Source organism: Cronobacter condimenti 1330 (assembly GCF_001277255.1).
Taxonomy (GTDB): domain Bacteria; phylum Pseudomonadota; class Gammaproteobacteria; order Enterobacterales; family Enterobacteriaceae; genus Cronobacter; species Cronobacter condimenti.
The window spans coordinates 1,880,127-1,905,845 of record NZ_CP012264.1 but is presented as its reverse complement, the minus strand read 5'-3'; the positions used below and the strand labels follow the sequence as shown (position 1 = coordinate 1,905,845).

The following is a 25,719-nucleotide window of genomic DNA, read 5'->3' as shown; positions in this document are numbered from 1 at the left end:
ACAGACCTGTTAAAAGTGAAATCGCGGCTTAAAAAGCCAGGGATGAGAGGCCATCGAGCGCAGCACGGCGGCGGCGTTCGGCGCTGAGCGCTTCCAGGCGGTTGCGATCGATACACACAATGGCGTTGGTCGGGCATGCGTCAATGCAGGCCGGGCCTTCAGCGCGGTGATGGCAGAGATCGCATTTATTGGCTTCGGCTTTTTCTGCCAGCACGTTAAGCCCGGCGCCGCTGTTGCGCACGACCGGGCGCACCACGACTTCCATCGCACCGTACGGGCACGCCACCACGCAGGTTTTGCAGCCGATGCAGCGCTGCTGGTGAACGTGAACGAAATCGCCGTCGCGGCTGATAGCGCCATTCGGGCAGACGCTGGCGCAAGGCGCGTCTTCACACTGGCGGCACATCGTTGCGGTCGAGACATTCACGCCTTTGACGACATGAATACGCGGCAGAAAGGTTTGCGGGGTAAGCGCGGCGCAGTCCTGGTTTTCCTGGTGCGACACCACGCACGCCACCTCGCAGGTGCGGCATCCAATACATTTACTTGAATCAGCAATGATGAAGCGGTTCATCATGATCTCCGGCTGTGGGTTGAACCCACTTTGCAATACACGATCCGTGCCAGATTTTAATATGCTGATATTTAAAGGGATTATTTCTCAGGGGTAGCGCATTGAGGTGTCATCGACATTAATGACGATGAAAGTGACGGGATTTCAGGCAACAAAAAAGCGGGTCTGATAACCCGCTTCGTCGGTAATACGTTTAATAACTTACGCGCACAGCTCCGTTTCACGCTGGACAGCAACGAGACTCTGCTGCAGCCCTTGTTTACGGTAGTAGTTGTAACGCTCACGGAACCAGGCGGATTGCGCCTCGCTCATATTGCCGGTGACGGCGTCGATATCAATACGGCGTCCTTCTCCGTTCATACGGGCAAAACTGCAAGCCAGAAAATCAAAGTTTTTGAACGAATAAATATCGTGTCTGTTCATCAGTTTCTCCCTCCATTTGTATCAACTGTATACGAAGCCAGAGCGCGCTTTTTTTATTCAGAAGATTCCTGGCGCAAAACTGGCGGTTTCAGAGAGTTCTGGCAGGGTGCGCCACCGGGCCTGGCCATTGATGTTATTGGGAAATTGAGCGGAAAATGGACGCAATAAGCAGGAAGAGTGATTTTAAAAAAATATTGGCAGGTGTGGATGATAAAAGAGGGTTGCGGCTTCGCTTATGCGTCTTACGACTCGCTCATGGTTCGGGTTTGCAAGGCGGGCACGCAACGCCGTACCCGCCATCAGCACTACGCGTTCTCCCCGACGTCGAGCGACGCAAAGCCGCCATTACCCTCCCAGTGCGCCAGACGCTGGTACACCGTATCCACAGCCGTTTTCACGGCGTCGGTCATGGGGTAATAAAACCCGACGATATCGGGCTGAATACCGAGAAAAATCACCTCGCCGGTATCATCACGAAGCTGATCCACCAGATAATTCAGCGGCATGTTGTGGGTGGTCATCATAAACATGTCAGCGATGTCGTCCGGGTCGATAAGACGGATCTCGCCGGGGCTGAGCCCCATATCTGTCGCATCAACGATAAGTAAACGCTCAGGGCGCAACTCGCGGATAGCACCGATGTCATTTTCTGGCGCGCTACCGCCGTCAACCAGTACCCATTCGCCCTGTGATGCTGCGCGAAATTTTTCCGCCAGCAGCGGTCCCGCGCCGTCGTCACCCATCATGCTGTTGCCCACACATAACAAAACGTCAGTCACGATCTCTCCTTACCATCACATACACCGCCGGTTCACGCTGGATAGCCTGCAGCAGCCCCAGCAGCTCGCGACTCCACGCCTGTTGTTGCTCACTCTGGCGCGCCAGCGCCTCGTCAAACGCCCGCGCCAGCAGCGAGACGTGGTTTTGGTCGATAACGATCTCACCGTAGCGTGGCACGCCCAGCATTTTGCGCTGCGCCTCGCCGGGGGCGAGCGTTGCAATCCACGCCTGATAGTCGTCAAACGGACAGACGAGGGACGCCTTGAGGCAATCAATCACGCCCAGGTGATGGCCTATTGCAAGGCTGTAGTAAATGACCTGCTGCGCCTGCGGCGGCGTGGCCTCGTTTTCATCAACGAATTTACGTGACAGGCGGCTGAACACGACGGTTTCGCTCATCCTATGCGCTCCTGGGCCACCACCTCGTCGAGACGGGCGACGATTTCGTTCAGGCGCGGGTCATTTTCCTGTGACAGCCAGCCCGCCAGGCTGTCGTTGCCAAGCGTCAGGTGGCGCATATAGTCATCGGCAATCTGGCGGCCATAACGATACCCGGCGAGGCGGCGTGCGGCGCGGTCGACGCGCACACGCAGCGGCTGCACCATGTCCGGGTGCAGGATCTCTGCGGGCTGGTTGTCCTGCTCGCCTGGCGCACGCGCGTGGATTTTCTGCTCAAGCAGCCCAAGCGCCATGGCGAAGCCGTAAAGGGTGGCGGCAGGCGTCGGCGGGCAGCCGGGAATATAGACATCCACCGGCACGATTTTGTCGGTGCCGCCCCAGACGCAGTAAAGGTCGTGGAAGATGCCGCCGCTGTTACCGCAAGCACCGTAGGAGATGCAGATTTTCGGGTCGGGTGCGGATTCCCAGGCACGCAGCGCAGGCGAGCGCATCGCACGCGTCACCGCGCCGGTAAAGAGCAAAATATCGGCATGGCGCGGCGAGGGGACGACTTTGATCCCGAAGCGTTCGGCATCAAAAAGCGGCGAGAGCGTGGCGAAGATTTCAATTTCGCACCCGTTGCAGCCGCCGCAGTCGACGCGGTAGACATACGCGGAGCGTTTGATGTTTTTAAGCAGCGACGTTTTCATGCGCGCGATGGATTCTTCCACCGTTACGGGCACCGGAATATTGTTGCTGTCGCGTGGGCCGAGCAGGTTCATCACACCGCCTCCTTCATTTCGCGGGTCAGATCGATAAGTTCTGAAGGTGCCAGCCCCTGCTGACGTTTGCAGTCAGGACAGGTTTCAAAGCTGGCGCGGTGGCGTTCTGCCCGTTCGTCGCCGTTGTGTGCCAGCAGAGCGATGGCGTAATCCACCTCTTTTTGCACCGCGAACGGCTGCTGGCAGACGCGGCAGCGGCAGAGCGCAAAGCTTGCCTGCTGGAGAAAATCCTCTTTGCGCCAGACGGCCAGTTCGTACTCCGGCGTCAGAAGAATAGCCGCTGTCGGGCAGACCTCTTCACAGCGACCGCAGAAGATGCAGCGTCCGAGATTGAACTGCCAGTTAAGACGGTCATGCTCAAGATCGGTGTCAACCGTCAACGCGTTCGACGGGCAGGCGTTCACACACGCCGCGCAGCCGATGCACTGCTGTGGATTATGCTGCGGTTTACCGCGAAAATTTTTATCGACCGGCATCGGCTCCAGCGGATAAGACTGCGTCGTGACGCCGGTTTTGAGTGCTTTTTTGATAAACGTAAACATGTTCACTCCTGTCGCCTGGGCGACGATTTCAGCGCGGGTGGTGCTGCGCTTACCCGCGCTGTGCTAACCTGCCCCGTCCCCTGTGGGAAAAGGGCCAGGGTGAGGGATACCAGAACCGCGCCGCCTATTTCAGCGGCGAGTTGGTGCGCTCAATGCTGTAGCGCTCCAGTTCCTTGTACGGCACCACTTTGCTTTTCTTCTTGCGGACATCCACCACCGTCATGCGATCGGTGCAGGAGTAGCACGGGTCAAGGCTGCCGATAATCAGCGGCGCGTCAGAAACCGTATTGCCCCGCAGCATATAGCGCAGCGTCGGCCAGTTGGCGTAGGTCGCGGCGCGGCAGCGCCAGCGGTAAAGCTTCTGGTTGTCGCCGGTCATGCTCCAGTGAATATCGTCACCGCGGGGCGCCTCAGAGAAGCCAAGCGCGAAGCGATTCGGAATATAGGTGAACCCCTCCACCAGCAGTGGCCCACCGGGGAGATTGTCGAGCCCGAAATCGATCATGTTGAGCGCGGTAAACACCTCGTTGATACGCACCTTCAGGCGGGAAATCACATCGCAGCCCTGCTCGCTGTGCACCTCCATCGGCAGCAGGCCATAACCCACGAATGGGTGATCGGCGCGGGTGTCGCGAGCGTGGCCACTTGCGCGCACCATCGGTCCGACGTTACTGAAATCGCGGGCGATTTGCGGGTCGAGTCGGCCAATCCCGGCGGTACGCTGTTCGATATTGGGCGTGCTGAGCAGAATACTTACCAGATCCTGCACTTCGCGGCGCATCTGCTGGGCAAGCAAACGGGTCTGGACCATATCGTCTTTCAGCAGATCGCGGCGGATGCCGCCAATCAGGTTCATGCCGTAAGTTTTACGCGCGCCGGTCAGGATCTCGGCCATCTTCATGGAGGTTTCGCGAACCCGGAAAAACTGCATAAAGCCGGAGTCGAACCCGACGAAATGGCAGGCCAGGCCGAGGTTCAGCAGATGACTGTGCAACCGCTCCACCTCCAGCAGAATGGCGCGAATGGCCTGGGCGCGTTCGGGCACCTGAATGCCCATCGCATTTTCTACGGACGTGGTATACGCCGTGCTGTGGGCAAACCCACAGATGCCGCAGACGCGATCCGAGAGAAACGTCACTTCGTTGTAGCCCATTCGGGTTTCGGCGAGTTTTTCCATGCCGCGATGCACGTAAAAGAGCCGGTAGTCTGCATCGATAATGTTTTCGCCATCGACAAATAACCGGAAATGGCCCGGCTCATCGGACGTCACATGCAGCGGGCCGATAGGCACCACGTTGTTTTTGGCATCACCCAGCTCATTGATGAATTCATATGTTTCTTTATCGCTGGTAGGCGCCGGGCGCTGGCGATAATCCATGCTGTCTTTACGCAGCGGATAAAGATCATCCGGCCAGTCGTCCGGCAGCACCAGTCGGCGCTCATCAGGCAAACCGACCGGGATCAGGCCGTACATGTCGCGCACTTCGCGCTCGCCCCAGACGGCAGCCGGTACGCGCGGCGTAACGGACGGAAACTCTGGTTTCGCGGCATCCACCTCCACCCGTACGGTTATCCAGCATTTAACGCCCTGCTCCATCGACAGCACGTAATAGACCGCAAAGCGCCCGCAGAGTTTGCGCTCGTCATTGCCAAACAGCACCGACAGCCAGCCCCCTTGCTGGTAGTACAGAAATTCCACCACTTCCGGCAGATAGTTAATTTTCACCGTGACGGTAAGCTGATCGCGGGTCTGCCAGGCTTCATCGAGCACCACGCCCGGAAACGCTTCATGCAGCGCGCGCAGATAGTGTTGCCCTGTTTTTTCTTCAGACATCATTGAGTTCTCTTCATCACGCCGCCAGCAAGGAGACGAAAGCTAAAAAGGCAAAGCCGAAACCGGCCCAGGTGACGCGCGACACCGCGGAAAACCGCAGACGCGCCATGCTGTTTTCAAAAAGCGCGATAATCAGCACGCCCGCGAGCAGTTTTACGACGGCCAGCACCAGCGCGAGCAGCGCGCCGCCTGCACTGAACGTCATCATCTGGCCCCACGGCAAAAACACGCCGACAAACATCTGCAACACCACCAGTTGCTTGAGGCTGACGCCCCATTTCAGGAGCGCAAAACCCGCGCCGCTATACTCCGACAGCGGGCCTTCCTGCAATTCCTGTTCCGCTTCGGCCAGATCGAAGGGCAATTTGCCCATTTCAATAAAGGTGGCGAACGCGCAGGCGGCCAGGGCAAGGAGAAGCGTGAGGCTCTGCGCGACCGGCCAGTGATAGACCGTCGCGGCGATATTGCTGATGTGGGTTGAGCCAGCGACCGTCGCCGCAACCCACAGGCCGAGCAGTAAAATTGGCTCCACCAGCACACCAAGCATCGCCTCGCGGCTTGCCCCTATCGCCGTAAACGGGCTGCCGGTATCAAGCCCGGCGATGGCGAAGAAGAAGCGCGCGATAGCAAAGAGATAAATAAGCGTGATGAGATCGCCCGCGCCCGGCAGCGGCGAGTGCACAGTCACTACCGGCAGTGCGGCGGCGATGGTCAGCATCACCGCTACCATGGCAAACGGCGTGAAGCGAAACACCCAGCCGGATGCCGCAGGCGCCACGCTCTGGCGGCCCAGCAGCTTAATCAGATCGCGATACTCCTGCAGTACGCCTGGCCCACGGCGGTTATGCAGGCGCGCGCGCGCAACGCGGGTCACGCCGGCAAGCAGCGGCGCGCATGCAAAGAGCACCAGCGCCTGGATGAGAGAAAAAAGGAAATGTTGCATGTCAGACTCCCCGGGAAATCACAACCACCAGCAGCACGGCCAGTTCGACCACAGCCAGCCGGCGACATAGCGCGGGCAGAGAGGCGCTCTGCCAGCCCGGCAGCCAGCGCGCCGGATTAAGGGTTTTGCGAAGCGTAATCAGCGGTGCAAACGCGGCCTTAACGGGGCGCGCAAAACCGTGTGCGGTGATAACCATCGCCGGCTCATGGTCGTAACCGCACACCCAGGCGCTGCCGCGCGTGCGTGTCGGCAGACGATCGCCTTTAAAAAACATCATCAGCAGGAACGGCAACAGCAACGAGCCCACCAGCAGCAGCGCGACAGCAGGCTGTGACACAGTGGTCCCTGCGGTCGTCAGCGGCAGCGGCACAGCGCGGCCCACCAGCGGCAACAGCCACGGCGCGCCAATCCCGCCCACAAGACAGCACAGCGCTGGCAACGCCACACACAGACGCATCAGCCACGGCGCGTCGGCGGCTTGTTCCGCCTGCGCCGTGCGCGGCGCGCCGAGGAACGTCACGCCATACACTTTCGCCATACACATCACCGCCAGCGCGCCGGTTATCGCAAGCCCCACCGCCAGGAGCGGCCCGAACAGACGGGCGATAAAGAGCGGCTGCGCGCCGAGGTTAAAGAAGGCCTGATAAATGACCCACTCACCAGCAAAGCCGTTGAGCGGCGGCAACGCCGCCATTGCCATCAAGCCCACCAGCATGGCGAGCGACACCAGCGGCATTTTTTTGCCCATACCGCCGAGTTTTTCGATATCACGGTGCCCGGTGCGATGAAACACGGCGCCCGCCCCGAGAAACAGCGTGGTTTTAAAGAGGCTGTGGTTAAAGAGATGATAAAGCCCGCCGACAAGACCAAGCGCCACCAGCGCGGGTTCGCCAAGGGAAATGCCCGCAAGCCCGGCACCGAGACCCAGCAGGATAATCCCGATGTTCTCAAGCGTATGGTAGGCGAGAAGCCGATTGATATTGTGCTCCATCAGCGCATACAACCCGCCGATAAAGGCGGTCAGCATGCCGAGCAGCAGAACCAGTACGCCGCACCAGAGCGGCAGCGCCGCGTTCATTAGCGACACGACCAGGATGCCATACAGCCCGACCTTTAACACCACGGCGGAAAAGAGCGCCGCCGCGGGTGCCGGGGCTTGCGCATGGGCCTGTACCACGCCGCCATGCAGCGGCACGATACCGGCCAGCAGCCCAAACCCGACGAGTCCCAATAGCCAGACGCCTGCGCCGAAGGGCGCCGTCGCGGTAAGCGAACTTAACGCCAGAATATCGAGCGTGCCGTACTGCCTCCAGAGTAGCCAGCAAGCGAGCGCCAGCAGTAACGTCCCAAGGCGTCCCAGCGCGAAAACCAGCTTGCCGCTCGCGCTGTCGCCGGTCATAAATACCGCGGCAAGCGCCATAATTTCTGCCATGGCTACCAGCGCCGCCAGGTTCTGCACGGTGACCGCAAGCGTCGCGGCCCCCAGCAGCAGATTGATGAGCGCGCTGCCGGGGCGTCTTTCACCATCGCGCGGAGCGATAAGCGTAAAGAGACAAATGAAAAACCCCGGCAGGCCGAGTGTGGCAAGCCAGATTGCGTTAAACGCGGTCAGACGCACATCAAGATGACCTATCTGGGCAGAGAGCGGCCCGGCGCTGCTTTGTAGCAACAGCGCCGCGCCGGCCATTAGCGCGCAGAGGGAGCCCAGCGCGCCGCCAAGCCCGGCCGTCAGCGCGCTGAACGGTTTGTGCCAGGCCGTCAGCAGCGACAGCACAAGCCCCGCGCCAAAGGCTGTCAGCGCGCCCTGATATAAGAAAATCGCGTTCATTGTTCTCCTCCGCGCGGGCTTAAGAGCAGCGACAGATCGCCGAGTTCGGCATTGATGGTCAGTTCGCGTTTACGGCGGCTGGCGCGCGCGATGTCATGGTTATCGACCATTTTCAGCGCGCGGGTCGGACAGGTGCGTACGCAGGCCGGGCCGTCTTCGTCGAACTGGCAGAGATCGCATTTGACCGCCACGGCGCGCACGCCTGGCACCCAGTCGAGAAATGCGCCGACGTGGGCAGGCGCAGGTGGCGCAGGTGGCGCTTTCGGGCTGTTCACATTGGCCGGAATGTGCAGCGGTCGGCTGCCGGAAAATTCAATCGCGCCAAACGGGCAGGCGATGCCGCACAGTTTGCAGCTAACGCACAGGCTTTCATTAAGTTGAATCGCCCCCGCCTCGCGGGTGATGGCGTTCACCGGACAGACCTGCGCGCATGGTGCGTCTTCGCAGTGATGGCACAACTGCGGCGCGGAGTCTTTCTGGTTACGCATGACCGTCAGGCGCGGCCTGGATTGCAGTCCATGCAGGCGGTGCGTCTCTGAACAGGCAGCCTCGCAGGTGTGGCAGCCGATGCAGAGCGTGGAGTCGGCAATGATAAAACGGTTCACCAGGGGTTCCTCAGGTGATAGTCATTTTTGACGAAAAGTGACGAAGACAGCGGATTTCGACAGTCTCCGACACTTCGCCCTTTTAATGTGACGACGCGTCGCGCGACGCCAGGATCTCGCTGATGCGCAGCGGCGCATCGTGCTGCACCGCGTCATACAGCCCGTCATAGACCGCACCGATTTTGTCGAGGTAGTGCGCCAGCACGCGCTCGCGGTCGCGGATATCGACTGTGCCGTCCATGTTGCCCTGCGCATCAAGCTGCGCGGTGGCAAGCAGGGTCTCTTCGCTACCGTCGCGGCGGGCTATCAGGTAGTTAATGGTGCGGCAGTGGAAGCCTTCGGCCTGCTCCACGCGAATAGCGAAATGCTCGAAAAGAAAAAAGCACAGCCCATTCTGCGGTTCACAGCCGAGCGAATGGTGCAGTTTCTGGCGTGACAGCGTGATCGCCTGGACCAGGGTATTGCAGTAGGTGTGCCAGTGCGCCTGCAGGCTGCGGTGACGGTCGGCGATAAATTCCGCCTTCTGGCTTAATTCAGAAAGGATCATGGTTTTATGCTCGTTTAACAGAGATAGCCCTGTTTAGCAGGAACCATGCCATTTTTTAACTCATTGTTAATTAATGACTTAATAAAAAATGTCAGCATCCACTTTCTGTCATGACATGTCATTTCGACAGCCTCGACACCCGCCGTGACAGCCGTTACCCGCCCTTTTCTCTCTACTGCGCCGCCTTATGCGCTGGCACCCTTATTGCATTAGTGAGCGCATCGTATCGGAGGCGTTATGCATGAACTCACACTCTGCCAGCGGGCAGTAGAAATCATTGAACAGCAGGCGCAGGCCTGCGGCGCGCGTAAGGTGACCGGCGTGTGGCTGGAGATAGGCGCGTTTTCATGCGTTGAGCGTGGCGCGCTGGAATTTTGCTTTGACCTTGTCTGTCGTGACACCTGCGCGGAGGGCTGCGCGCTGCATCTCACGCAACAGGAGGCGCAGTGCTGGTGCCGCCAGTGCCAGCGCAGCGTCCAGTTACTGACTTCCCTTGTCCGGCGCTGCCCACATTGCCACAGCGCGGATTTACGTATCGACGCCGACGACAGCGTGCAAATCAAGCGTCTGGAAATAGAACAGGAGTAAACCATGTGTACGACCTGCGGTTGCCAGCATGGCAACCTTTATATAGAAGGCGACGAGCGCGACCCGCATTCCCCGTTTCGCGCCGCCCCTTTTGCCGCCGCCACGCACGCGGCATCGCCTATTACAGCCGTTAACCTCGCCACCTTTACACCTGATGCCGACGCCCTGGGCGATTTACATTATGGACACGGCGAGGCGGGCACCCACGCCCCGGGATTAAGCCAGCGTAAAATGGTGGAAATTGAAATCAACGTGCTGGATAAAAACAACCGGATCGCGCAGCGCAACCGCGAGCGACTCGCCGCACACGGACAGCTCGCGCTCAATCTGGTTTCAAGCCCCGGCTCCGGCAAAACCACCCTGCTGACGGAAACCCTCAAACGCCTTAATGGCCATACGCCCTGCGCGGTCATCGAAGGCGATCAGCAAACGGTCAATGACGCCGAGCGCATTCGCGCGACCGGCACCCCGGCGATACAGGTCAACACCGGCAAAGGCTGTCATCTCGACGCGCAAATGGTGCAGGACGCGATGGCGCGTTTACCGCTTGACGATGGCGGCGTGCTGTTTATCGAAAACGTCGGCAACCTCGTCTGCCCGGCGGGCTTTGATCTGGGCGAGCGTCACAAAGTGGCGGTGCTCTCGGTGACCGAGGGCGAGGATAAACCGCTTAAATACCCGCATATGTTTGCCGCCGCCTCGCTGCTGCTGCTCAATAAAGTGGATCTCCTGCCGTATCTGCAATTCGATGTGGAAAAATGCATGGCTTATGCGCACGATGTGAACCCGAACATCACCATTTTGCTGGTGTCTGCCACCCGTGGCGACGGTATGAACGCCTGGCTTACATGGCTGGAGGAACAGCGATGTGCATAGGCATTCCGGGGCAGATTTGCGAGCTGCTGACGGACAATCTCGCCCGCGTCGCGGTATGCGGCGTGCGGCGTGAGGTCGATTTAACGCTGGTGGGCACTCATGACGATACGGGTCTGCCGCGTCTTGGTCAGTGGGTGCTGGTGCATGTGGGTTTTGCCATGAGCCTTATCGATGAAAAAGAGGCGCTGGATACGCTGGAGGCGCTGCAAAACATGTTTGACGTCGAGCCGGATGTCGGCGCGCTGCTCTATGGCGAGGAGAATCGCTGATGCGCTTTGTGGATGAATACCGCAACCCCGACCAGGTGTTGCGCCTGACCGACCGGCTACGCGAACGGGCCGCCCTGCTCACCAACACCGCGCAAAAGCCGCTGCGGATCATGGAAGTGTGCGGTGGCCACACGCACGCCATCTTTAAATTTGGCCTCGACCGGCTGTTACCGGACAATATTGAGTTCATTCATGGCCCCGGTTGCCCGGTCTGCGTGCTGCCGATGGGCCGTATCGACAATGCGACCGAAATTGCCCACCGCCCCGGCGTGATTTTCTGCACCTTTGGCGATGCGATGCGCGTGCCCGGGAAAAACGGATCGCTGTTGCAGGCCAAAGCGCAGGGCGCGGACGTGCGTATCGTCTACTCGCCGATGGACGCGCTGAAAATCGCCGAAGGGCACCCACAGCGCGATGTCGTGTTTTTCGGCTTAGGATTTGAAACCACTATGCCCGCTACCGCGCTGACGCTGATGCAGGCGAAAGCGCGCGGTATCACTAATTTTTACTTTTTCTGCCAGCACATCACGCTTATCCCGACGCTGCAAAGCCTGCTGGCGCAGCCGGATAACCAGATAGACGCGTTTCTGGCACCGGGGCATGTGAGCATGGTTATCGGCACCGAACCTTATGCGTTTATCGCCGGGCATTTCGCCCGCCCCCTGGTAGTGGCAGGTTTTGAGCCGCTCGATCTGTTGCAGGGCGTACTGATGCTTGTTGAACAGCGGTTAGCCGGAAAAAGCCGGGTGGAAAATCAGTACCGCCGCGTGGTGCCGGATGCAGGTAACCCCGCGGCACAACGGGCGATTAGAGAGGTGTTTTGCGTCGAGGGCGACAGCGAATGGCGCGGGCTTGGCGTGATTCGCCACTCCGGCGTGCGGCTTCGCGCGCCGTATCACACATTCGATGCCGAAGCGCATTTTGCGCCCGCGCCGCAGCAGGTCAGCGACGCCCCGCAGGCCCGCTGCGGCGACGTGCTTACCGGCCGTTGCAAACCCGCCCAGTGCCCGCTGTTCGGCACACGCTGTACCCCGGAAAACGCCTTCGGGGCGCTGATGGTTTCTTCAGAAGGCGCCTGCGCTGCCTGGCACCAGTATCGTTCAGAGGAGTGTGAAGCATGAGCACCATTACCCTTGCCCACGGCAGCGGCGGCCAGGCGATGCAGCAGTTGATCGACCGCCTGTTTATGCAGGCGTTTGCAAATCCGTGGCTTGCCGAGCAGGAAGATCAGGCGCGGCTACCCATTGCCGAACTGAGTGCGGCGGGCGACCGTCTGGCCTTTTCTACCGACAGCTATGTGATAGATCCGCTGTTTTTCCCGGGCGGCGATATCGGCAAGCTCGCCGTGTGCGGCACCGCGAATGACGTGGCGGTGAGCGGCGCCGTGCCGCGCTGGCTCTCGTGCGGGTTTATTCTTGAAGAAGGTCTTGAGATGGCGACACTTGAGCGGGTGGCGCAAAGCATGGCTGCGACGGCACAGGCCGCAGGCATTCAGATAGTCACCGGGGACACAAAAGTGGTGCCGCGCGGTGCGGCGGATAAACTCTTTATTAACACCGCAGGGCTTGGCGCTATCCCCGCCGGGCTGCACTGGGGCACACGCGCGCTTATGCCAGGCGACGTTATTCTGGTCTCCGGCACGCTTGGCGATCACGGGGCGACTATCCTTAATCTTCGCGAACAATTGGGCCTTGAAGGCGAGCTTGTAAGCGATTGCGCGCTGCTCGCGCCGCTGATTGCGACATTGCGCGACGTGCCGGGTATACGTGCGCTGCGCGACGCCACGCGCGGCGGCGTTAATGCAGTGGTGCATGAATTTGCTGCAAGCGCCGGTTGCGGTATTGAATTGCAGGAACGCGCGCTGCCACTGAAACCTGCGGTACGCGGCGTCTGCGAACTGCTCGGCCTCGATGCGCTTAATTTCGCGAACGAGGGTAAGCTTGTGATAGGCGTTGCGCGTCATTCAGCCCAGGCGGCGCTTGACGCCCTGCGCGCGCATCCGCTTGGGCAGGATGCTGCAATCATAGGCGATGTCGTCGCGCAAAAAGGCGTGCGGCTGGCAGGGCTGTACGGCGTCACGCGCACCCTTGATCTGCCGCACAGCGAACCTTTACCCCGGATCTGCTAAACCCTGTTCCTGCGCAAGAACCTGATAATCAGGCTGCGGATACAATATTGATTTACGTTTTCGCCTTTTGCGAAATCATTCTGGATGAGCCTAATGTCATACACACCCATGAGCGATCTCGGCCAGCAAGGGCTGTTCGATATCACTCGCACTCTGATGCGCCAGCCCGATCTGTGCGCGCTGGCGGAGGCGCTGAAAACGCTGCTCAATGCCACCGGCATGGCGGATCGGGTCAACATTCTGCTTTATCACCCCAAACACCAGCGCACCTGCTTCTACGGCGTTGATGGCGTCGGCAACGCGGTGACCTATGAAGACGAAACGGTGCTTTCACATGGGCCGGTGCGGCGGCTGCTGTCTCGCCCGGAGGTGCTGCACTGCCGGTATGACGAATTCGCTGAAACCTGGCCACAGCTGGCGGCGCTTGCGCTTTACCCGGCGTTCGGCCACTACTGTCTGACACCGCTTGCCGCTGAAGGGCATATTTTTGGCGGCTGCGAGTTTATTCGCAACGCCCATGAAAGCTGGACAGAAAAAGAGTTCTCGCGCCTGCAAACCCTCACACAGATTGTGAGCGTGGCGGCCGAGCAGATCCAGACCCGCCTTGGCAACAGCCAGGATTACGCGCTGCTGTGCCGCGAGCGCGACGACTTTCGCATTCTGGTCGCCATCACCAACGCGGTGCTCTCCAAACTGCACCTCGACGAGCTGGTGACCGAGATTTCCCACGAAATTCACCGCTATTTCAATATCGATTCCATCAGTATCGTGCTGCCCTCGGCGCGCAAGGGTAAGCTGACGGTCTACTCAACGCATTATGTCGATGAAGCCGCGCCGCTGCATGATCAGAGCGAAGTTATCGAAAAAGGCACGCTCTCCTCTCGCGTATTCAGCACGCGCGAAATGCTGCTGGTGAACTTGCATCAGCGCGATGAACTGGCGCCTTACGAACAGATGCTCTTTGAGATGTGGAACAACCAGATCCAGACCATCTGTCTGCTGCCGCTGATGTTTGGCGAAAAAATGCTGGGCGTGCTGAAGCTTGCACAGTGCGAAGAACATATTTTCACCGCCGCTAACTTAAAACTCCTGCGCCAGATTGCTGAGCGTATTGCCATTGCCGTGGATAACGCGCTGGCCTACCAGGAGATCCACCGCCTGAAAGAGCGGCTGGTGGATGAAAACCTGGCGCTGACCGAGCAGATCAACAACGTGCCGGCGGATTTCGGTGAAATCATTGGCCGTTCGGACGCCATGATGGCCGTGATGAAGCAGGTGGAGATGGTGGCGAAAAGCGACAGTACGGTGCTTATTCTTGGCGAAACCGGCACCGGCAAAGAGCTTATCGCGCGCGCGATTCATAACCTCAGCGACCGCAACGGACGGCGAATGGTGAAGCTAAACTGTGCTGCGATGCCAGCCGGGTTGCTGGAAAGCGATCTGTTCGGCCACGAGCGCGGCGCGTTTACCGGCGCCAGCGCCCAGCGCATTGGCCGCTTTGAACTGGCAGATAAAAGCAGCCTTTTTCTGGATGAAGTCGGCGATATGCCGCTTGAACTGCAGCCGAAACTGCTGCGCGTCTTGCAGGAGCAGGAGTTCGAGCGGCTTGGCAGCAACAAAGTTATCCAGACCGACGTGCGGCTTATCGCGGCCACCAACCGCGATTTGCGCCAGATGGTGGCCGACCGGGAGTTTCGAAGCGATCTTTATTATCGCCTGAACGTGTTTCCGATTAACCTGCCGCCGCTGCGCGAAAGGCCTGAAGATATTCCGCTACTGGTGAAGGCGTTCACCTTTAAGATTGCGCGTCGGCTTGGCCGCAGCATCGACAGCATTCCTGCTGAAACGCTGCACGCGTTAAGCGAGATGGAGTGGCAGGGTAACGTTCGCGAGCTGGAAAACGTCATTGAGCGCGCGGTGTTACTGACGCGCGGCAATGTGTTACAGCTTTCGTTGCCGGAGCTGACCTTTCGTGCGGCGAAGAAAACCGTCGCCGCGCCGCTCGCCGATGTGCGTGAAGGTGAAGATGAGGTGGCGCGCATCACGCGCGTATTAAAAGAGACCAACGGGGTGATTGCCGGGCCGAAAGGCGCCGCCGCGCGTCTGGGTGTGAAGCGCACCACGCTGCTTTCCAGAATGAAGCGGCTCGGGATCGATAAAGAAGCGCTGTAGTCGCGCGAGGGTTACCTGACAGGCGGGTGCGCGGTGCTTCACCCGCCCTGCGTGAGAACGACGTAAAATACGGCGGGTAAGCGTAGCGCCCCCGCCTTTTCATTACTTGCCTTTAAACATCGGTGGCGGGCGGCGAAAGCGCCGCGTCAGCCAGGTCAGATACATAAGCCCCAACGCAGCCCAGATAAGGCCCATCGTCAGCGAGCTTTTCTCCAGATTCAGCCATAGCACCGCAACGGTCAGCGCGCCTACCAGCGGCAGAATGAGGTAGTTCACCCGATCCTTCCAGCCTTTGTTACGCCCTTCGCGCAGGAAGAAATGATTGACCACCGACAGATTCACAAACGTAAAGGCCACCAGCGCGCCGAAGTTAATCAGCGCCGTCGCGGTCACCAGGTCAAACGAGAGCGCACTCAGCGCCACCACGCCCACCAGGATCACGTTCAGCGCCGGCGTGCGCCAGGTCGGATGCACATAGCCGAACACCTTTTCCGGGAAGACATTATCGCGACCCATCACATACAGCAGGCGCGATACGCTCGCGTGGGATGCCAGCCCTGACGCCAGCGTATTGACGAACGTGCAGCACAGGAATACCGACTGGAACAGCTTGCCGCCCACATACAGCGCAATCTCCGGCAGCGCCGCATCCGGCTCTTTAAAGCGTCCCATCGTCGGGAAAAAGAGCTGAATAAAGAACGACGCCGCGATGAATATCACGCCGCCATACAGCGCAGTGAGGAAAATCGCACGCGGAATGGTTTTACCCGCATCCGGCGTCTCTTCAGAAAGCGTCGTCACGGCATCAAAGCCGAGGAACGAAAAGCAGACAATCGTGGCACCGGTAATGATCGGCAGCAGTTGCGCATTTTCACTGACAAACGGCTGCACCGACCACACGGTACCCGCCCCTTCGCCGTTATGCAGCCCGTGGATCACGAGGAAAATAAATACCGCAATGATAGCCACCTGTACCGTCACAAAAAAAGTATTGAAGTTTGCGACCAGGTTGACGCTTTTGAGGTTCGCAAGCGTCATGATCCCGACATACAGCACCACCCAGATCCACGGGGACACATCCGGGAACATGGCGGAGAGATAAAGCTTCGCCAGCAGCACGTTGATCATCGGCAGGAAGAGATAATCCAGCAGCGATGACCAGCCCACCAGGAAACCGACGTGCGGATTAATGGCCTGCTGGGCATACGTGTAGGCGGAGCCGGCTGTGGGGAAGCGTTTCACCAGTTTGCCGTAACTGATAGCGGTGAAAAGCACGCCCGCCAGCGCCAGTAAATAGGAGGCTGGCACGTGACCGTTGCTGATGCCAGAGACGATACCGAAGGTATCAAACACCGTCATCGGGGTCAGATAGGCCAGGCCCATCATCACGACCTGCCAGAGTTTTAGCGATTTGCGCAGTTGCGGACGCGCCGCCTCTACGTTGAGATCAACGTTAGTCGCCATCGCACGTTCCCCCTTTCGTCTCTGTGAGGAGCTGCAAAACAGAGGCCGGAGAGGGTCGTCGTAGCGCGCGCGGTGTGGGTGGCGTCAAAAAATACGGGAACGCGTGCCCGTAAGGACTGCGGCTCAGGCAAGCGCCCGCACGCAGCGGACAGATATAAAGTGGCACCATCTCATTATCCTCGTAACGTATCCTGAACGTCGTCTGTAAACCGCTGTCGCACAGACTCCTTCGCGCGACACCGGAAAAGCCGGCGCAACAGGCCCGGCGAGCTTTTGCCGCAGCCTTCTGTGGCGCGACGCAGTGCCTGCTGATACCGCTGCGGGTAAGTAAACCTGTAGCCTGGATAACGCCCGCCTGCCATAAAAGCGGAGAAAGTTTCCATCGGGCCGTCAGGCGTTTTTCAGCATCCACTCGATTTCAGTTTCGGTGATGGCCGCTCAAACTGGATAAGCTCATCGTTTTTACAGACGTGAAACACCTCGCAAAAACGCGCGCCCAGCCGCTTGCGCATCGCCGGATGAACCTGGAATTCGTACAGGGCGTCACTCTGACGGACAGGAAACGGCGTTCCTTCCTGCGCCAGACCGTGACCTTCCACCGCCTCGGGCAGCGGCTAGTCGTTTCCAGGCCGTGCACTATACCTGCAAGCACCGCAGACATCACGAGATAAGGGTTCGCATCGGCCCGGTGGGCTGTTTGTGGCGCTCAACCGCAAACCGTATCTGGGCCTGATGGAGCAGAAAGCCAACCGGGAGCGCTACGGCCACCAGAGCCTTGAGCGTCTGGATGACGAACGGGACGATTTCACCGCCCCTTCTCATTTCCCCTAACCCCATGTGGAGAACGAAAAAGCCGGCCAATATTTCCCCGTCAAAAGGGGGATGCGCTGCGCTTAAATGCCCCTCCCCCTTCCTTTATTACACGCAAAAAAAAGCCGCCCTATGAGGGGCGGCTTGTGGTCATTTTACTGTTATCAGAAGCTGACTTTCAGCGTCACCTGGCCGCCGTAGCCGCCGGTGCCGGCGTCATCGATGGTTTTGGTGTAGCCGGCGCGTACGCCAAGCGTCACGTTGTCGCGGATCTGGCCGTCGATGCCCACATCCAGCGCGGCGGCGGTGCCGTCCTGATCTGGACTGAAGGAGACTTCGCTGCCTGCCACGCCTGGCGCGCTGACGTTAACATCGCCTTTGGAGTCGAACGTCTGGATGAAGGACGGACGCACCCACCAGCTAACCGGCGGCGGGTTGCTCGTCGTCTTCAGCGTCGCGTTGTTGCCAAAGCGCAGACCGGCACGGACCTGCTGGCTGTGACCATCGCCAAACTGAACATCAGCCGCGTCGTCGCCACCATCTTTCAGGTTCACACCACGGTACTGGTATTGCACCTGCGGTTCGAGCACCAGGCCGCTGCCGATATCAAACGGCAAGCCGGTTTCGAAGGAGCCGACATAGCCCCAGCCGTGCGTTTTCAGACCGTCCCCGTCGCGCGGGTTGGTGTCAAAGTTATGACGGGTGCCTTGCGCCACCACATCAACCCACCAGCCGCTTTCATGTACGCCGTTGACATACAGACCGGCGCTGTAAGCGTCGTCACGTACCGTACCCGCTTTTGATTTCTCGCTGCGCTGTACGTCGATGGCAGAGAGACCCGCCGCACCGTAGATGCCCACGCCCCATTCCATGGAAGACGCTGTCGCTCTCCACAGGTCGCTACCGATCTGCAGGAAGGTGTAGCCGCCTTTGCTTTCCGGCGTGTTGCCGTTACGCAGATCAGACGCGCCGTGGTCGTGGCTCAGCTGACCGGCCTGGAAGCGTGCCCACATGTTGCTACCATCCTCGCCAGGCGTGCGCGCCGCGTAACGACGGCTGTCAAGCGTGCCAAGCAGCGCGCTGTCGTAGTCCATCGCCTGTGCATACAGCGAGCTGTAGAGGTACATGGCCGAACGGTAGTTCTGCGGGCCATTCTCGTTGCCGTTGCCGGCCGCCGTGGTCAGATACCAGCTTTCGCTGCCAGCGCCCTGACGCAGGCTGTAGTTATACGCACCCGCCTGCAGGTTGTTCGCCAGACTAAACGCGTCGTCAGTGGTGGTCGCGCCGTTAATGGCGTTGACAACCTGGATACCGTCGCCGGTGGTACGTGCGCCCAGACCGCCCTGGTTACGGATGGCGATGCGGGTGTTGCCGGTCGCGGTGCCGCCGTTGAGGATCAGGCTGTCGGTGGTGGCCGTCCCGCCCTGGAACAGGGTGTTCAGGGTGATGGTGCCGCCGTTGCCCGTCAGGTTAGTCACCGTCAGGGTTTTCGGTACGAATGCTCCGGTCGGTACCTGATAATCGACAGCGCCGCCGAGCGTCAGGTTATTAAGCAGGGAGTTATCGGTCATAAGCCAGGTCGAGCCTGCGTCAACGGTCAGATCGGTCGGGTCAATGCTACCCGACAGCGTAGTGCCGTTGGTCAGCTGCAGCGTGGTGCCGAGCTGCGCAACAATATCGGTGACCGCCTGCAGACGGCTGAACACCAGGGTACCGCTTTGCAGCCAGGTGCCGCCGGTCTGGTTAAGCACGCCGCTGAGGGTCAGTTTGCCGTCGCCTTCTTTATACAGGCTACCGGTGCCGCTGATATTCGCCACAATCGCGTTGTCGCTCTTATCCGTGGTGACACTCAGTTTGCCGGTGTTGGTTATGTTGCCGGAAATCGCCGAACCGTCGTTCAGCGCCGTGGTGCCGGTCAGAATACCGCCGTTTGCCACGCTAAGCTTACCGCCGTTCTGGACAACCGTATTGTTCGCGATGCCGTCAGCCGCTACCGTCAGCAGGCCGCCGCTTTCCAGCAGCAGGTTGTTGGCGAGCTTGTTCGCAATCGAGAACTGACCCAGCGCGTTCTTGCCATCCACCGTGGTGTCGGTGCCAGCGATAATGCCTGCGCCGCTGTTCAGGTCGATGTTAGTCGCCTCAGCCGCATCCGCCACGGCCAGCATACCGCCCTGGTGAATGATGGTCTGGTCGGCTACGCCGCCTTTGCGGATAAACTGCACGCCGCCTTTGGTAACGGTGGTCGCGATAGCGGTACCACCGAGCGTCACGCTCTGGCTGCCGTTTTCGCTCACCGTGGACGATGCTACCGTACCGCCGTTGTTGACGACCTGATCGCCCACCACGGTGTTGTCGATAACAATCGCGCCGTCATTGACGTTCTGGATCCCGCCCGCCTTGATGATGGTCGAGATAACCGTACCGCCGCTGTTGACGTTTTGCGTACCGCCCAGATTGATGGTAGCGCTGTTCGCCGTACCGCCGGTCAGCACGTTCTGAACGCCGCCCGCCGCAATGTTGGTGTTGAAGGTCTGACCGCCGTTGTAGATATTCTGCACGCTGCGCTCAAACAGATTGGTGTTTTTCGCCACACCGCCCTGATAGACGTTCTGCACCGCGTTGGCTGCCAGTTCAGTGCCGTCAGCGGTCCCGCGCACGTTCTGTACGGAATCGTTGATAAGCACGGTATTTTCAGCCGTTGCACCCGCGCCAATGTTCTGGACCGCAGCGCTGTCCATGATGGTGCTCACTGCGCGACCGCCGTTCAGCAGGTTCTGCTCGCCGCCGCGGTTACGCGTGCCGTTCACCACCGCGCCGTTGTAAACGGTCTGTTTCGCATTGTCGTTAAGCCAGGTGGAGTTGACATTCGCCCCCTGGTAAACGCGCTGCTCGCCGTTGTCATAGAGTTCGGAACCGGTCGTGGTGCCATAGACATCCTGCACGCCGTTATCGAAGATCATGGTGACATCTGCGGTCGCACCCTGATTCACACGCTGATAGCCGCCGTTTTGCAGTACGGTGACGATAGAGCGCCCACTCAGGATCTGCTTGCCTTCGACAATGGTGAAGTCGGTCACGCCGCCTGCGCTGATGTTCTGCAAACCACCCGCCGCTACGGTGCCGTTATTGTCATACCCGCCTGAAGCGATGTTCTGCACGCCGCCATCCAGTACCGCGTTTTCGAAGGATTTACCCCCGCTTGCCACGTTCTGGATGCCGCCGCGGTTTACGGTTGTTTTAACCGCATTGCCGCCCGCATTGATGTTTTGTACACCGCCTTCCAGACGCGTACCCTGCGCATAGCCGCCATTGCCGATGTTCTGGCTGCCGCCGAGCAGGCGCGTATCCAGCGCTTTCGCACCGCTGTTCACGTGCTGTTCGCCGCCGTTCATCACGGTGGAAATCGCAAGTGACGCCGTGCTGAGGTGCTGTGTGCCGCCCGCGTTGATCACGGTACCTGCCGCGCGACCATACGGGTCGACAATCTGCTGGCCGCCGTTGTTGATAACCGCGTCAAACGACTGACCGTCAACACGCTGCACGCCGCCATTGTTAACCAGCGTGCCTTTCGCCTGGCCGCTCGCCTGGATGACCTGTACACCGCCGTCGCTGATGCTGGTCCCTGAAGCAGTACCGGCCACCAGTTGCGTACCGCCGCCGAACACGGTGCCGTCAGACGCCGCGCCGCCCAGTTTCACATGCTGTACGCCGCCGCTGTGCACGATAGAGCCTGCCGCGAGGCCGCCGACGTTAACGAGCTGCAGACCACCGTCGTTAATGACAGCGGAAATCGCCGTGCCATCGACGGACTGCGTACCGCCTTTATTAATCTGTGTGTCGACCGCTTTACCGGTTTCCTGCACCAGTTGCGTACCACGGTCGCCGATGCTGGTGCCGGACGCGGTGCCTGCGACCACCTGTTTGCCGCCCGCGAAGATTTTCGCCGTTGACGAGGCGCCGCCTTTATTGATGTGCTCAAGACCGCCGTCAGTCACGATAGAGCCGCGTGCCAGACCGCCGTTATTGACGATTTGCGTGCCGCCGTCTTTCACGATCGCTGAGGTCACGGTACCGTCAACGCTCTGAACACCGCCACGGTTAACGTGGGTGTCGTTCGCCATACCGGTTTTGGTGATGAGCTGTAAACCGCCGTCGCTGATGCTGGTGCCGGACGCCATGCCCGCAACCACCTGTACGCCGCCGCCGAAGATAACGCCATCGGAAGACGCGCCGCCGAGGTTGATGTGCTGCAGACCGCCGCTGTGGACGGTGGTGGCACGCGCCAGACCACCGCTGTTGACCAGCTGAATGCCGTCATCATTTACCACGGTAGAGGTCGCCGTGCCGTCAACGCGCTGCAGACCGCCCGCGTTGACCAGCGATGCGAAGGCCAGACCACCCGTTTTCACGTGCTGAATAGCGTCATCGCCAATCACGGTTCTGCCTGCCGTGCCGGAAACGGACTGGATACCGCCGAGCAGAATGGAATCGGAAGCCGCGCCGCCGAGTTTCACATCCTGGACGCCGCCGTCACGCACAACGGTTTTGTTGGCGTGACCGCCGTTTTGCACCAGCTGGACGCCGCCGTCGTTGATGGTGCCCAGGTTTGCGGTACCGTCAACATTCTGCAGGCCGCCGCTGTTAACTGTTGCGCTGACCGATTTCCCGGTCGCTTCGATATGCTGCTCAGCCCCTGAATCGATCTGGGTGTTGGATGCGGTACCCGCCAGCTGCTGTACGCCGCCAAAGAGGTGTGCATCCGCAGACGCCCCGCCAACCGAGACATGCTGCAGACCACCGCTGTTGACCTGGGTGTCTTTCGCCAGACCGCCGCTGTTAACAAGCTGCGTGCCGCCGTCTTTCACGATGGCAGCGATAGCCGTGCCGTCGACTGCCTGGGTGCCGCGATAGTTGATTTGGGTACCAGTCGCAATACCAGTAACCTGTACCTGCTGAGAACCGCCGTCGTTCACGCTGGTGCCAGCGGCGTTGCCGGAGACCTGCTGAATACCGCCGCCAAAGACTACGCTGTCAGAGGCGGAGCCGCCTTCAGCCACATATTGCAGGCCGCCGCTGTTGATAGCGGTGCTGTCCGCCTTGCCGCCGCGGTTAACCAGCTGGATGCCTTTGTCGTTGATGGTAGTGGTTTTCGCCGTACCGTCCACGCGCTGCAGACCGCCTGCGTTAATCAGCGTGCCGGAGGCGTTCGCGCCTACCTGCACATGCTGCACGCCGCCGTCGCCGATGATGGTATCGCCCGCAGTGCCCGCCAGCGCCTGTGTGCCGCCGAGCAGCAGGGAGTTGGAGGCCGCGCCGCCGAGTTTCACATCCTGCACACCGCCGTTGCGCACGACCGTGCTGTTGGCATGGCCGCCAACCTGAACCAGCTGGGTGCCACCGTCGTTAACGGTCGCATAGTTTGCGGTACCGTCCACGTTTTGCAGGCCGCCGCTGTTGACCGTCGCGCTAACAGAAAGGCCGGTCGCTTCAATATGCTGCTCAGCACCTGAATCAATCTGGGTGTTGGATGCGGTGCCCGCGAGCTGCTGCACGCCGCCGTAGAGATGGGCATCGGCAGACGCGCCGCCGAGGGAGACATGCTGCAGACCGCCGCTGTTGACCTGGGTGTCTTTCGCCAGACCGCCGCTGTTAACAAGCTGCGTGCCGCCGTCTTTGACGATGGCGGAAATCGCCGTGCCGTCAACGGCCTGGGTACCACGATAGTTGATCTGCGTGCCGGTGGCTTTACCGGTCACCTGAACCTGTTGAGAGCCGCCTTCGTTTACGCTGGTGCCGGACGCGGTGCCGGAAACCTGCTGGATGCCGCCGCCGAAGACCACGTCTTCAGAGGCCGCGCCGCCCTGGGCGATGTATTGCAGGCCGCCGCTGTGGATAGCGGTGTTATCCGCAAGACCGCCGCTGTTAACGAGCTGGATGCCTTTGTCGTTGATGGTGGTGTTTTTCGCCGTGCCGTCAACATTCTGCAGGCCGCCTTCGTTAATCAGCGAGCCGGTGGCAGAGCCGCCGGTTTTCACGTGCTGTACGCCGCCTTTACCGATGACGGTGTCGCCCGCGTTGCCCGCGAGCTGCTGGGTGCCGCCAAGCAGAATGGAGCCGGATGCCGAACCGCCGAGCGCCACGTCCTGGATACCGCCGTTACGCACGATGGTGCTGTTAACGTGGCCGCCAGTCTGAACGAGCTGTACACCGCCATCGTTCACCGTTGCGTAGTTTGCGGTACCATCGACATTTTGCAGGCCGCCGCTGTTGACCGTCGCGCTAACAGAAAGCCCGGTCGCTTCGATATGCTGCTCGCCGCCTGCGTCAATCTGGGTGTTGGACGCGGTGCCTGCCAGCTGCTGCGTGCCGCCAAAAAGATGTGCGTCAGCCGATGCGCCGCCGAGCGACACATGCTGCAGACCGCCTTTGTTCACCTGGGTGTCTTTCGCAAGACCGCCTCGGTTCACCTGCTGAACGCCGCCGTCTTTCACGACCGCCGCGATCGCTGTGCCGTCAACGGCCTGGGTGCCGCCGTCGCCAATCTGCGTGCCGGTCGCGTTACCGCTGACCTGCACCTGCTGGGAGCCGCCCGCGTTAACGCTGGTGCCGGACGCGGTGCCGGAAACCTGCTGGATGCCGCCGCCGAAAATCACGCTGTCAGACGCCGAACCGCCTTCTGCCACATACTGCAGGCCGCCGTCGTTGATCGCAGTGCTGTTGGCTTTGCCGCCACGATTAACCAGTTGAATACCCTGATCGTTAATGGTGGTGGTTTTCGCTGTACCGTCAACACGCTGCAGACCGCCTGCATTAATCAGCGTGCCGGAGGCGTTTGCGCCCACCTGAACATGCTGCACGCCGCCGTCGCCAATGACGGTGTTACCCGCCGTGCCCGCCAGCTGCTGGGTGCCACCCAGCAGAATCGAGCCGGAAGCCGCGCCGCCGAGTTTCACATTCTGCACGCCGTCTTCACGCACGATGGTGCTGTTGGCATGACCGCCCGACTGGATAAGCTGGGTGCCACCCGCTTTCACGGTAGCGAAATTCGCGGTGCCGTCGACGTTCTGTAAGCCGCCGCTGTTGACCGTCGCGCTGACCGATTTACCGGTCGCTTCGATATGCTGCTCCGCGCCCGCGTCAATCTGGGTATTAGAGGCCGTGCCCGCCAGTTGCTGGGTTCCGCCGAAGAGATGCGCATCTGCCGACGCGCCGCCAAGCGAAACGTGTTGCAGACCGCCGCGGTTCACCTGGGTGTTTTTCGCAAGACCGCCGCTGTTAACGAGCTGGGTGCCGCCGTCTTTAACGATGGCGGAAATCGCCGTGCCGTCAACGGCCTGGGTGCCGCGGTAGTTGATTTGCGTATCGCGAGCCTGGCCGCCGACCTGCACCTGCTGGGTGCCGCCGTCGTTGATACTGGTGCCGGATGCGACGCCTGAGACCTGCTGGATGCCGCCGCCGAAGATAACGCCGTCGGACGAGGAGCCGCCTGCGCTGATGTACTGGAGACCACCGTTATTGACGGAGGTGTCGCGGGCGAAACCGCCGCGCTCGACGACCTGATGGCCGCCATCGTTTACCACGGCGGAAATCGCCGTGCCGTCAACAGACTGGGTGCCGCCGCTGTTAACCAGCGTGGTGGTTGCAGTGCCGCTTGCGAACACATGCTGCTCGCCGCCGTTGCCGACAACGGTATGCACCGAAGTGCCGTTGACGCCCTGCACGCCGCCTTTGAGGATAACGGTACGCTGCGCCTGACCGTCTTTTTCAATGACCTGCTGGCCGTTGTTGATGGTCGTGCCGGTCGCGACGCCATTCTGGCGCACCAGCTGGAAACCGCCGTCGGAGAGCGTGGTGTTCTGTGTAAGACCGCCAGCAACAATTTGTTTGCCGAGCGCGCCAATGACATGGTTGGTGGTCGTCCCGCCGACCAGCACTTGCTGGACGCCATTTTGCACCACCTCATCCTGGACTGGCGAGGTGACATCGGGCGTATAAGCGAACGCCCCGCCGCTGGCAAGCGCACTTCCAACCGCTGCCGTCAACAACACCGCCCCGCTGGCGCGTTTGCCTTTCGCACGTGTCAGTTCAGACACGACGATAAACGCGCGCTGGACTTCACTCCACACCAGCCGGTAACTGCAATTAAGACTTCTCTTCATGTTGATGCCCTCGAAAC

At 60.2% G+C, this 25,719-nt stretch carries 20 protein-coding genes and 1 pseudogene; 7 read left to right on the top strand and 14 right to left on the bottom strand.

Annotated elements, in window-relative coordinates; all coding sequences use genetic code 11:
• Positions 1 to 28: 28 nt before the first annotated feature.
• From hydN to hycA, 11 genes are all read right to left on the bottom strand, one after another.
• On the bottom strand, positions 29 to 574 hold the full coding sequence (gene hydN, locus AFK62_RS08730; protein WP_007676505.1) for an electron transport protein HydN: 546 nt from the start codon (positions 572 to 574) through the stop codon (positions 29 to 31).
• 201 nt (positions 575 to 775) lie between these two features.
• Positions 776 to 997 (bottom strand): cell surface composition regulator GlgS, encoded by a 222-nt coding sequence (gene glgS / locus AFK62_RS08725; RefSeq protein ID WP_007676504.1) that lies wholly within the window; start codon positions 995 to 997, stop codon positions 776 to 778.
• Between the two features lie 305 nt (positions 998 to 1,302).
• On the bottom strand, positions 1,303 to 1,776 hold the full coding sequence (gene hycI / locus AFK62_RS08720) for a hydrogenase maturation peptidase HycI (protein ID WP_007676497.1): 474 nt from the start codon (positions 1,774 to 1,776) through the stop codon (positions 1,303 to 1,305).
• Positions 1,769 to 2,176 carry a formate hydrogenlyase maturation HycH family protein gene (locus AFK62_RS08715; protein WP_007676495.1) on the bottom strand — a complete coding sequence of 136 codons (408 nt, stop codon included), beginning with the start codon at positions 2,174 to 2,176 and terminating at the stop codon, positions 1,769 to 1,771. Before AFK62_RS08715 ends, hycI begins: the two co-directional genes overlap by 8 nt.
• On the bottom strand, positions 2,173 to 2,940 hold the full coding sequence (locus AFK62_RS08710; protein WP_032984608.1) for an NADH-quinone oxidoreductase subunit B family protein: 768 nt from the start codon (positions 2,938 to 2,940) through the stop codon (positions 2,173 to 2,175). The genes AFK62_RS08715 and AFK62_RS08710 overlap by 4 nt, the downstream gene beginning before the upstream one ends.
• Positions 2,937 to 3,479, bottom strand: a complete 543-nt coding sequence (locus tag AFK62_RS08705; protein WP_007676475.1) for a formate hydrogenlyase complex iron-sulfur subunit — start codon at positions 3,477 to 3,479, stop codon at positions 2,937 to 2,939. The genes AFK62_RS08710 and AFK62_RS08705 overlap by 4 nt, the downstream gene beginning before the upstream one ends.
• 124 nt (positions 3,480 to 3,603) lie before the next feature.
• A complete protein-coding gene (locus AFK62_RS08700) occupies positions 3,604 to 5,313 on the bottom strand; it encodes a hydrogenase large subunit (RefSeq protein WP_053532112.1) in 1,710 nt (569 codons plus the stop codon).
• A gap of 16 nt (positions 5,314 to 5,329) precedes the next feature.
• On the bottom strand, positions 5,330 to 6,256 hold the full coding sequence (locus AFK62_RS08695) for a respiratory chain complex I subunit 1 family protein (RefSeq protein ID WP_007676459.1): 927 nt from the start codon (positions 6,254 to 6,256) through the stop codon (positions 5,330 to 5,332).
• Position 6,257: 1 nt separating this feature from the next.
• A complete protein-coding gene (gene hycC, locus AFK62_RS08690) occupies positions 6,258 to 8,084 on the bottom strand; it encodes a formate hydrogenlyase subunit 3 (RefSeq protein ID WP_007676458.1) in 1,827 nt (608 codons plus the stop codon).
• Positions 8,081 to 8,689 (bottom strand): 4Fe-4S dicluster domain-containing protein, encoded by a 609-nt coding sequence (locus AFK62_RS08685; RefSeq protein ID WP_007676457.1) that lies wholly within the window; start codon positions 8,687 to 8,689, stop codon positions 8,081 to 8,083. The genes hycC and AFK62_RS08685 overlap by 4 nt, the downstream gene beginning before the upstream one ends.
• Before the next feature lie 82 nt (positions 8,690 to 8,771).
• On the bottom strand, positions 8,772 to 9,236 hold the full coding sequence (gene hycA, locus AFK62_RS08680) for a formate hydrogenlyase regulator HycA (protein WP_007676456.1): 465 nt from the start codon (positions 9,234 to 9,236) through the stop codon (positions 8,772 to 8,774).
• A 237-nt stretch (positions 9,237 to 9,473) separates the two neighbouring features.
• On the opposite strand from hycA, the gene hypA reads away from it, so the two are divergent.
• The 6 genes from hypA (at position 9,474) to flhA (ending at position 15,269) form a co-directional block, all read left to right on the top strand.
• On the top strand, positions 9,474 to 9,824 hold the full coding sequence (gene hypA / locus AFK62_RS08675) for a hydrogenase maturation nickel metallochaperone HypA (protein ID WP_007676455.1): 351 nt from the start codon (positions 9,474 to 9,476) through the stop codon (positions 9,822 to 9,824).
• A 3-nt stretch (positions 9,825 to 9,827) separates the two neighbouring features.
• Entirely contained in the window at positions 9,828 to 10,700 is an 873-nt protein-coding gene (hypB, locus tag AFK62_RS08670; RefSeq protein WP_007676454.1) for a hydrogenase nickel incorporation protein HypB, read from the top strand.
• Positions 10,691 to 10,969, top strand: coding sequence for a HypC/HybG/HupF family hydrogenase formation chaperone (locus AFK62_RS08665; protein ID WP_007676452.1), 279 nt, complete (start codon positions 10,691 to 10,693; stop codon positions 10,967 to 10,969). Before hypB ends, AFK62_RS08665 begins: the two co-directional genes overlap by 10 nt.
• The gene (hypD, locus tag AFK62_RS08660) at positions 10,969 to 12,090 is read left to right on the top strand and encodes a hydrogenase formation protein HypD (protein WP_007676450.1); all 1,122 of its coding nucleotides are present in this window, start codon (positions 10,969 to 10,971) and stop codon (positions 12,088 to 12,090) included. Before AFK62_RS08665 ends, hypD begins: the two co-directional genes overlap by 1 nt.
• Positions 12,087 to 13,097, top strand: coding sequence for a hydrogenase expression/formation protein HypE (hypE, locus tag AFK62_RS08655; protein WP_007676448.1), 1,011 nt, complete (start codon positions 12,087 to 12,089; stop codon positions 13,095 to 13,097). Before hypD ends, hypE begins: the two co-directional genes overlap by 4 nt.
• 93 nt (positions 13,098 to 13,190) lie before the next feature.
• Positions 13,191 to 15,269 (top strand): formate hydrogenlyase transcriptional activator FlhA, encoded by a 2,079-nt coding sequence (flhA, locus tag AFK62_RS08650; protein WP_032984607.1) that lies wholly within the window; start codon positions 13,191 to 13,193, stop codon positions 15,267 to 15,269.
• A gap of 102 nt (positions 15,270 to 15,371) precedes the next feature.
• On the opposite strand, the gene AFK62_RS08645 is transcribed toward flhA, so the two are convergent.
• Both AFK62_RS08645 and AFK62_RS08640 read right to left on the bottom strand, forming a co-directional pair.
• The gene (locus AFK62_RS08645; RefSeq protein ID WP_007676444.1) at positions 15,372 to 16,733 is read right to left on the bottom strand and encodes an APC family permease; all 1,362 of its coding nucleotides are present in this window, start codon (positions 16,731 to 16,733) and stop codon (positions 15,372 to 15,374) included.
• 418 nt (positions 16,734 to 17,151) lie between these two features.
• Positions 17,152 to 17,394 carry a hypothetical protein gene (locus tag AFK62_RS08640; protein ID WP_407641366.1) on the bottom strand — a complete coding sequence of 81 codons (243 nt, stop codon included), beginning with the start codon at positions 17,392 to 17,394 and terminating at the stop codon, positions 17,152 to 17,154.
• Positions 17,395 to 17,411: 17 nt separating this feature from the next.
• On the opposite strand from AFK62_RS08640, the pseudogene AFK62_RS22825 reads away from it, so the two are divergent.
• Positions 17,412 to 17,522 (top strand): annotated as a pseudogene (locus AFK62_RS22825) (hypothetical protein); the annotation flags it as partial.
• 185 nt (positions 17,523 to 17,707) lie between these two features.
• Here AFK62_RS22825 and AFK62_RS08630 read toward each other — a convergent pair.
• The gene (locus AFK62_RS08630) at positions 17,708 to 25,702 is read right to left on the bottom strand and encodes an AIDA repeat-containing protein (RefSeq protein ID WP_007676436.1); all 7,995 of its coding nucleotides are present in this window, start codon (positions 25,700 to 25,702) and stop codon (positions 17,708 to 17,710) included.
• Positions 25,703 to 25,719: the final 17 nt, after the last annotated feature.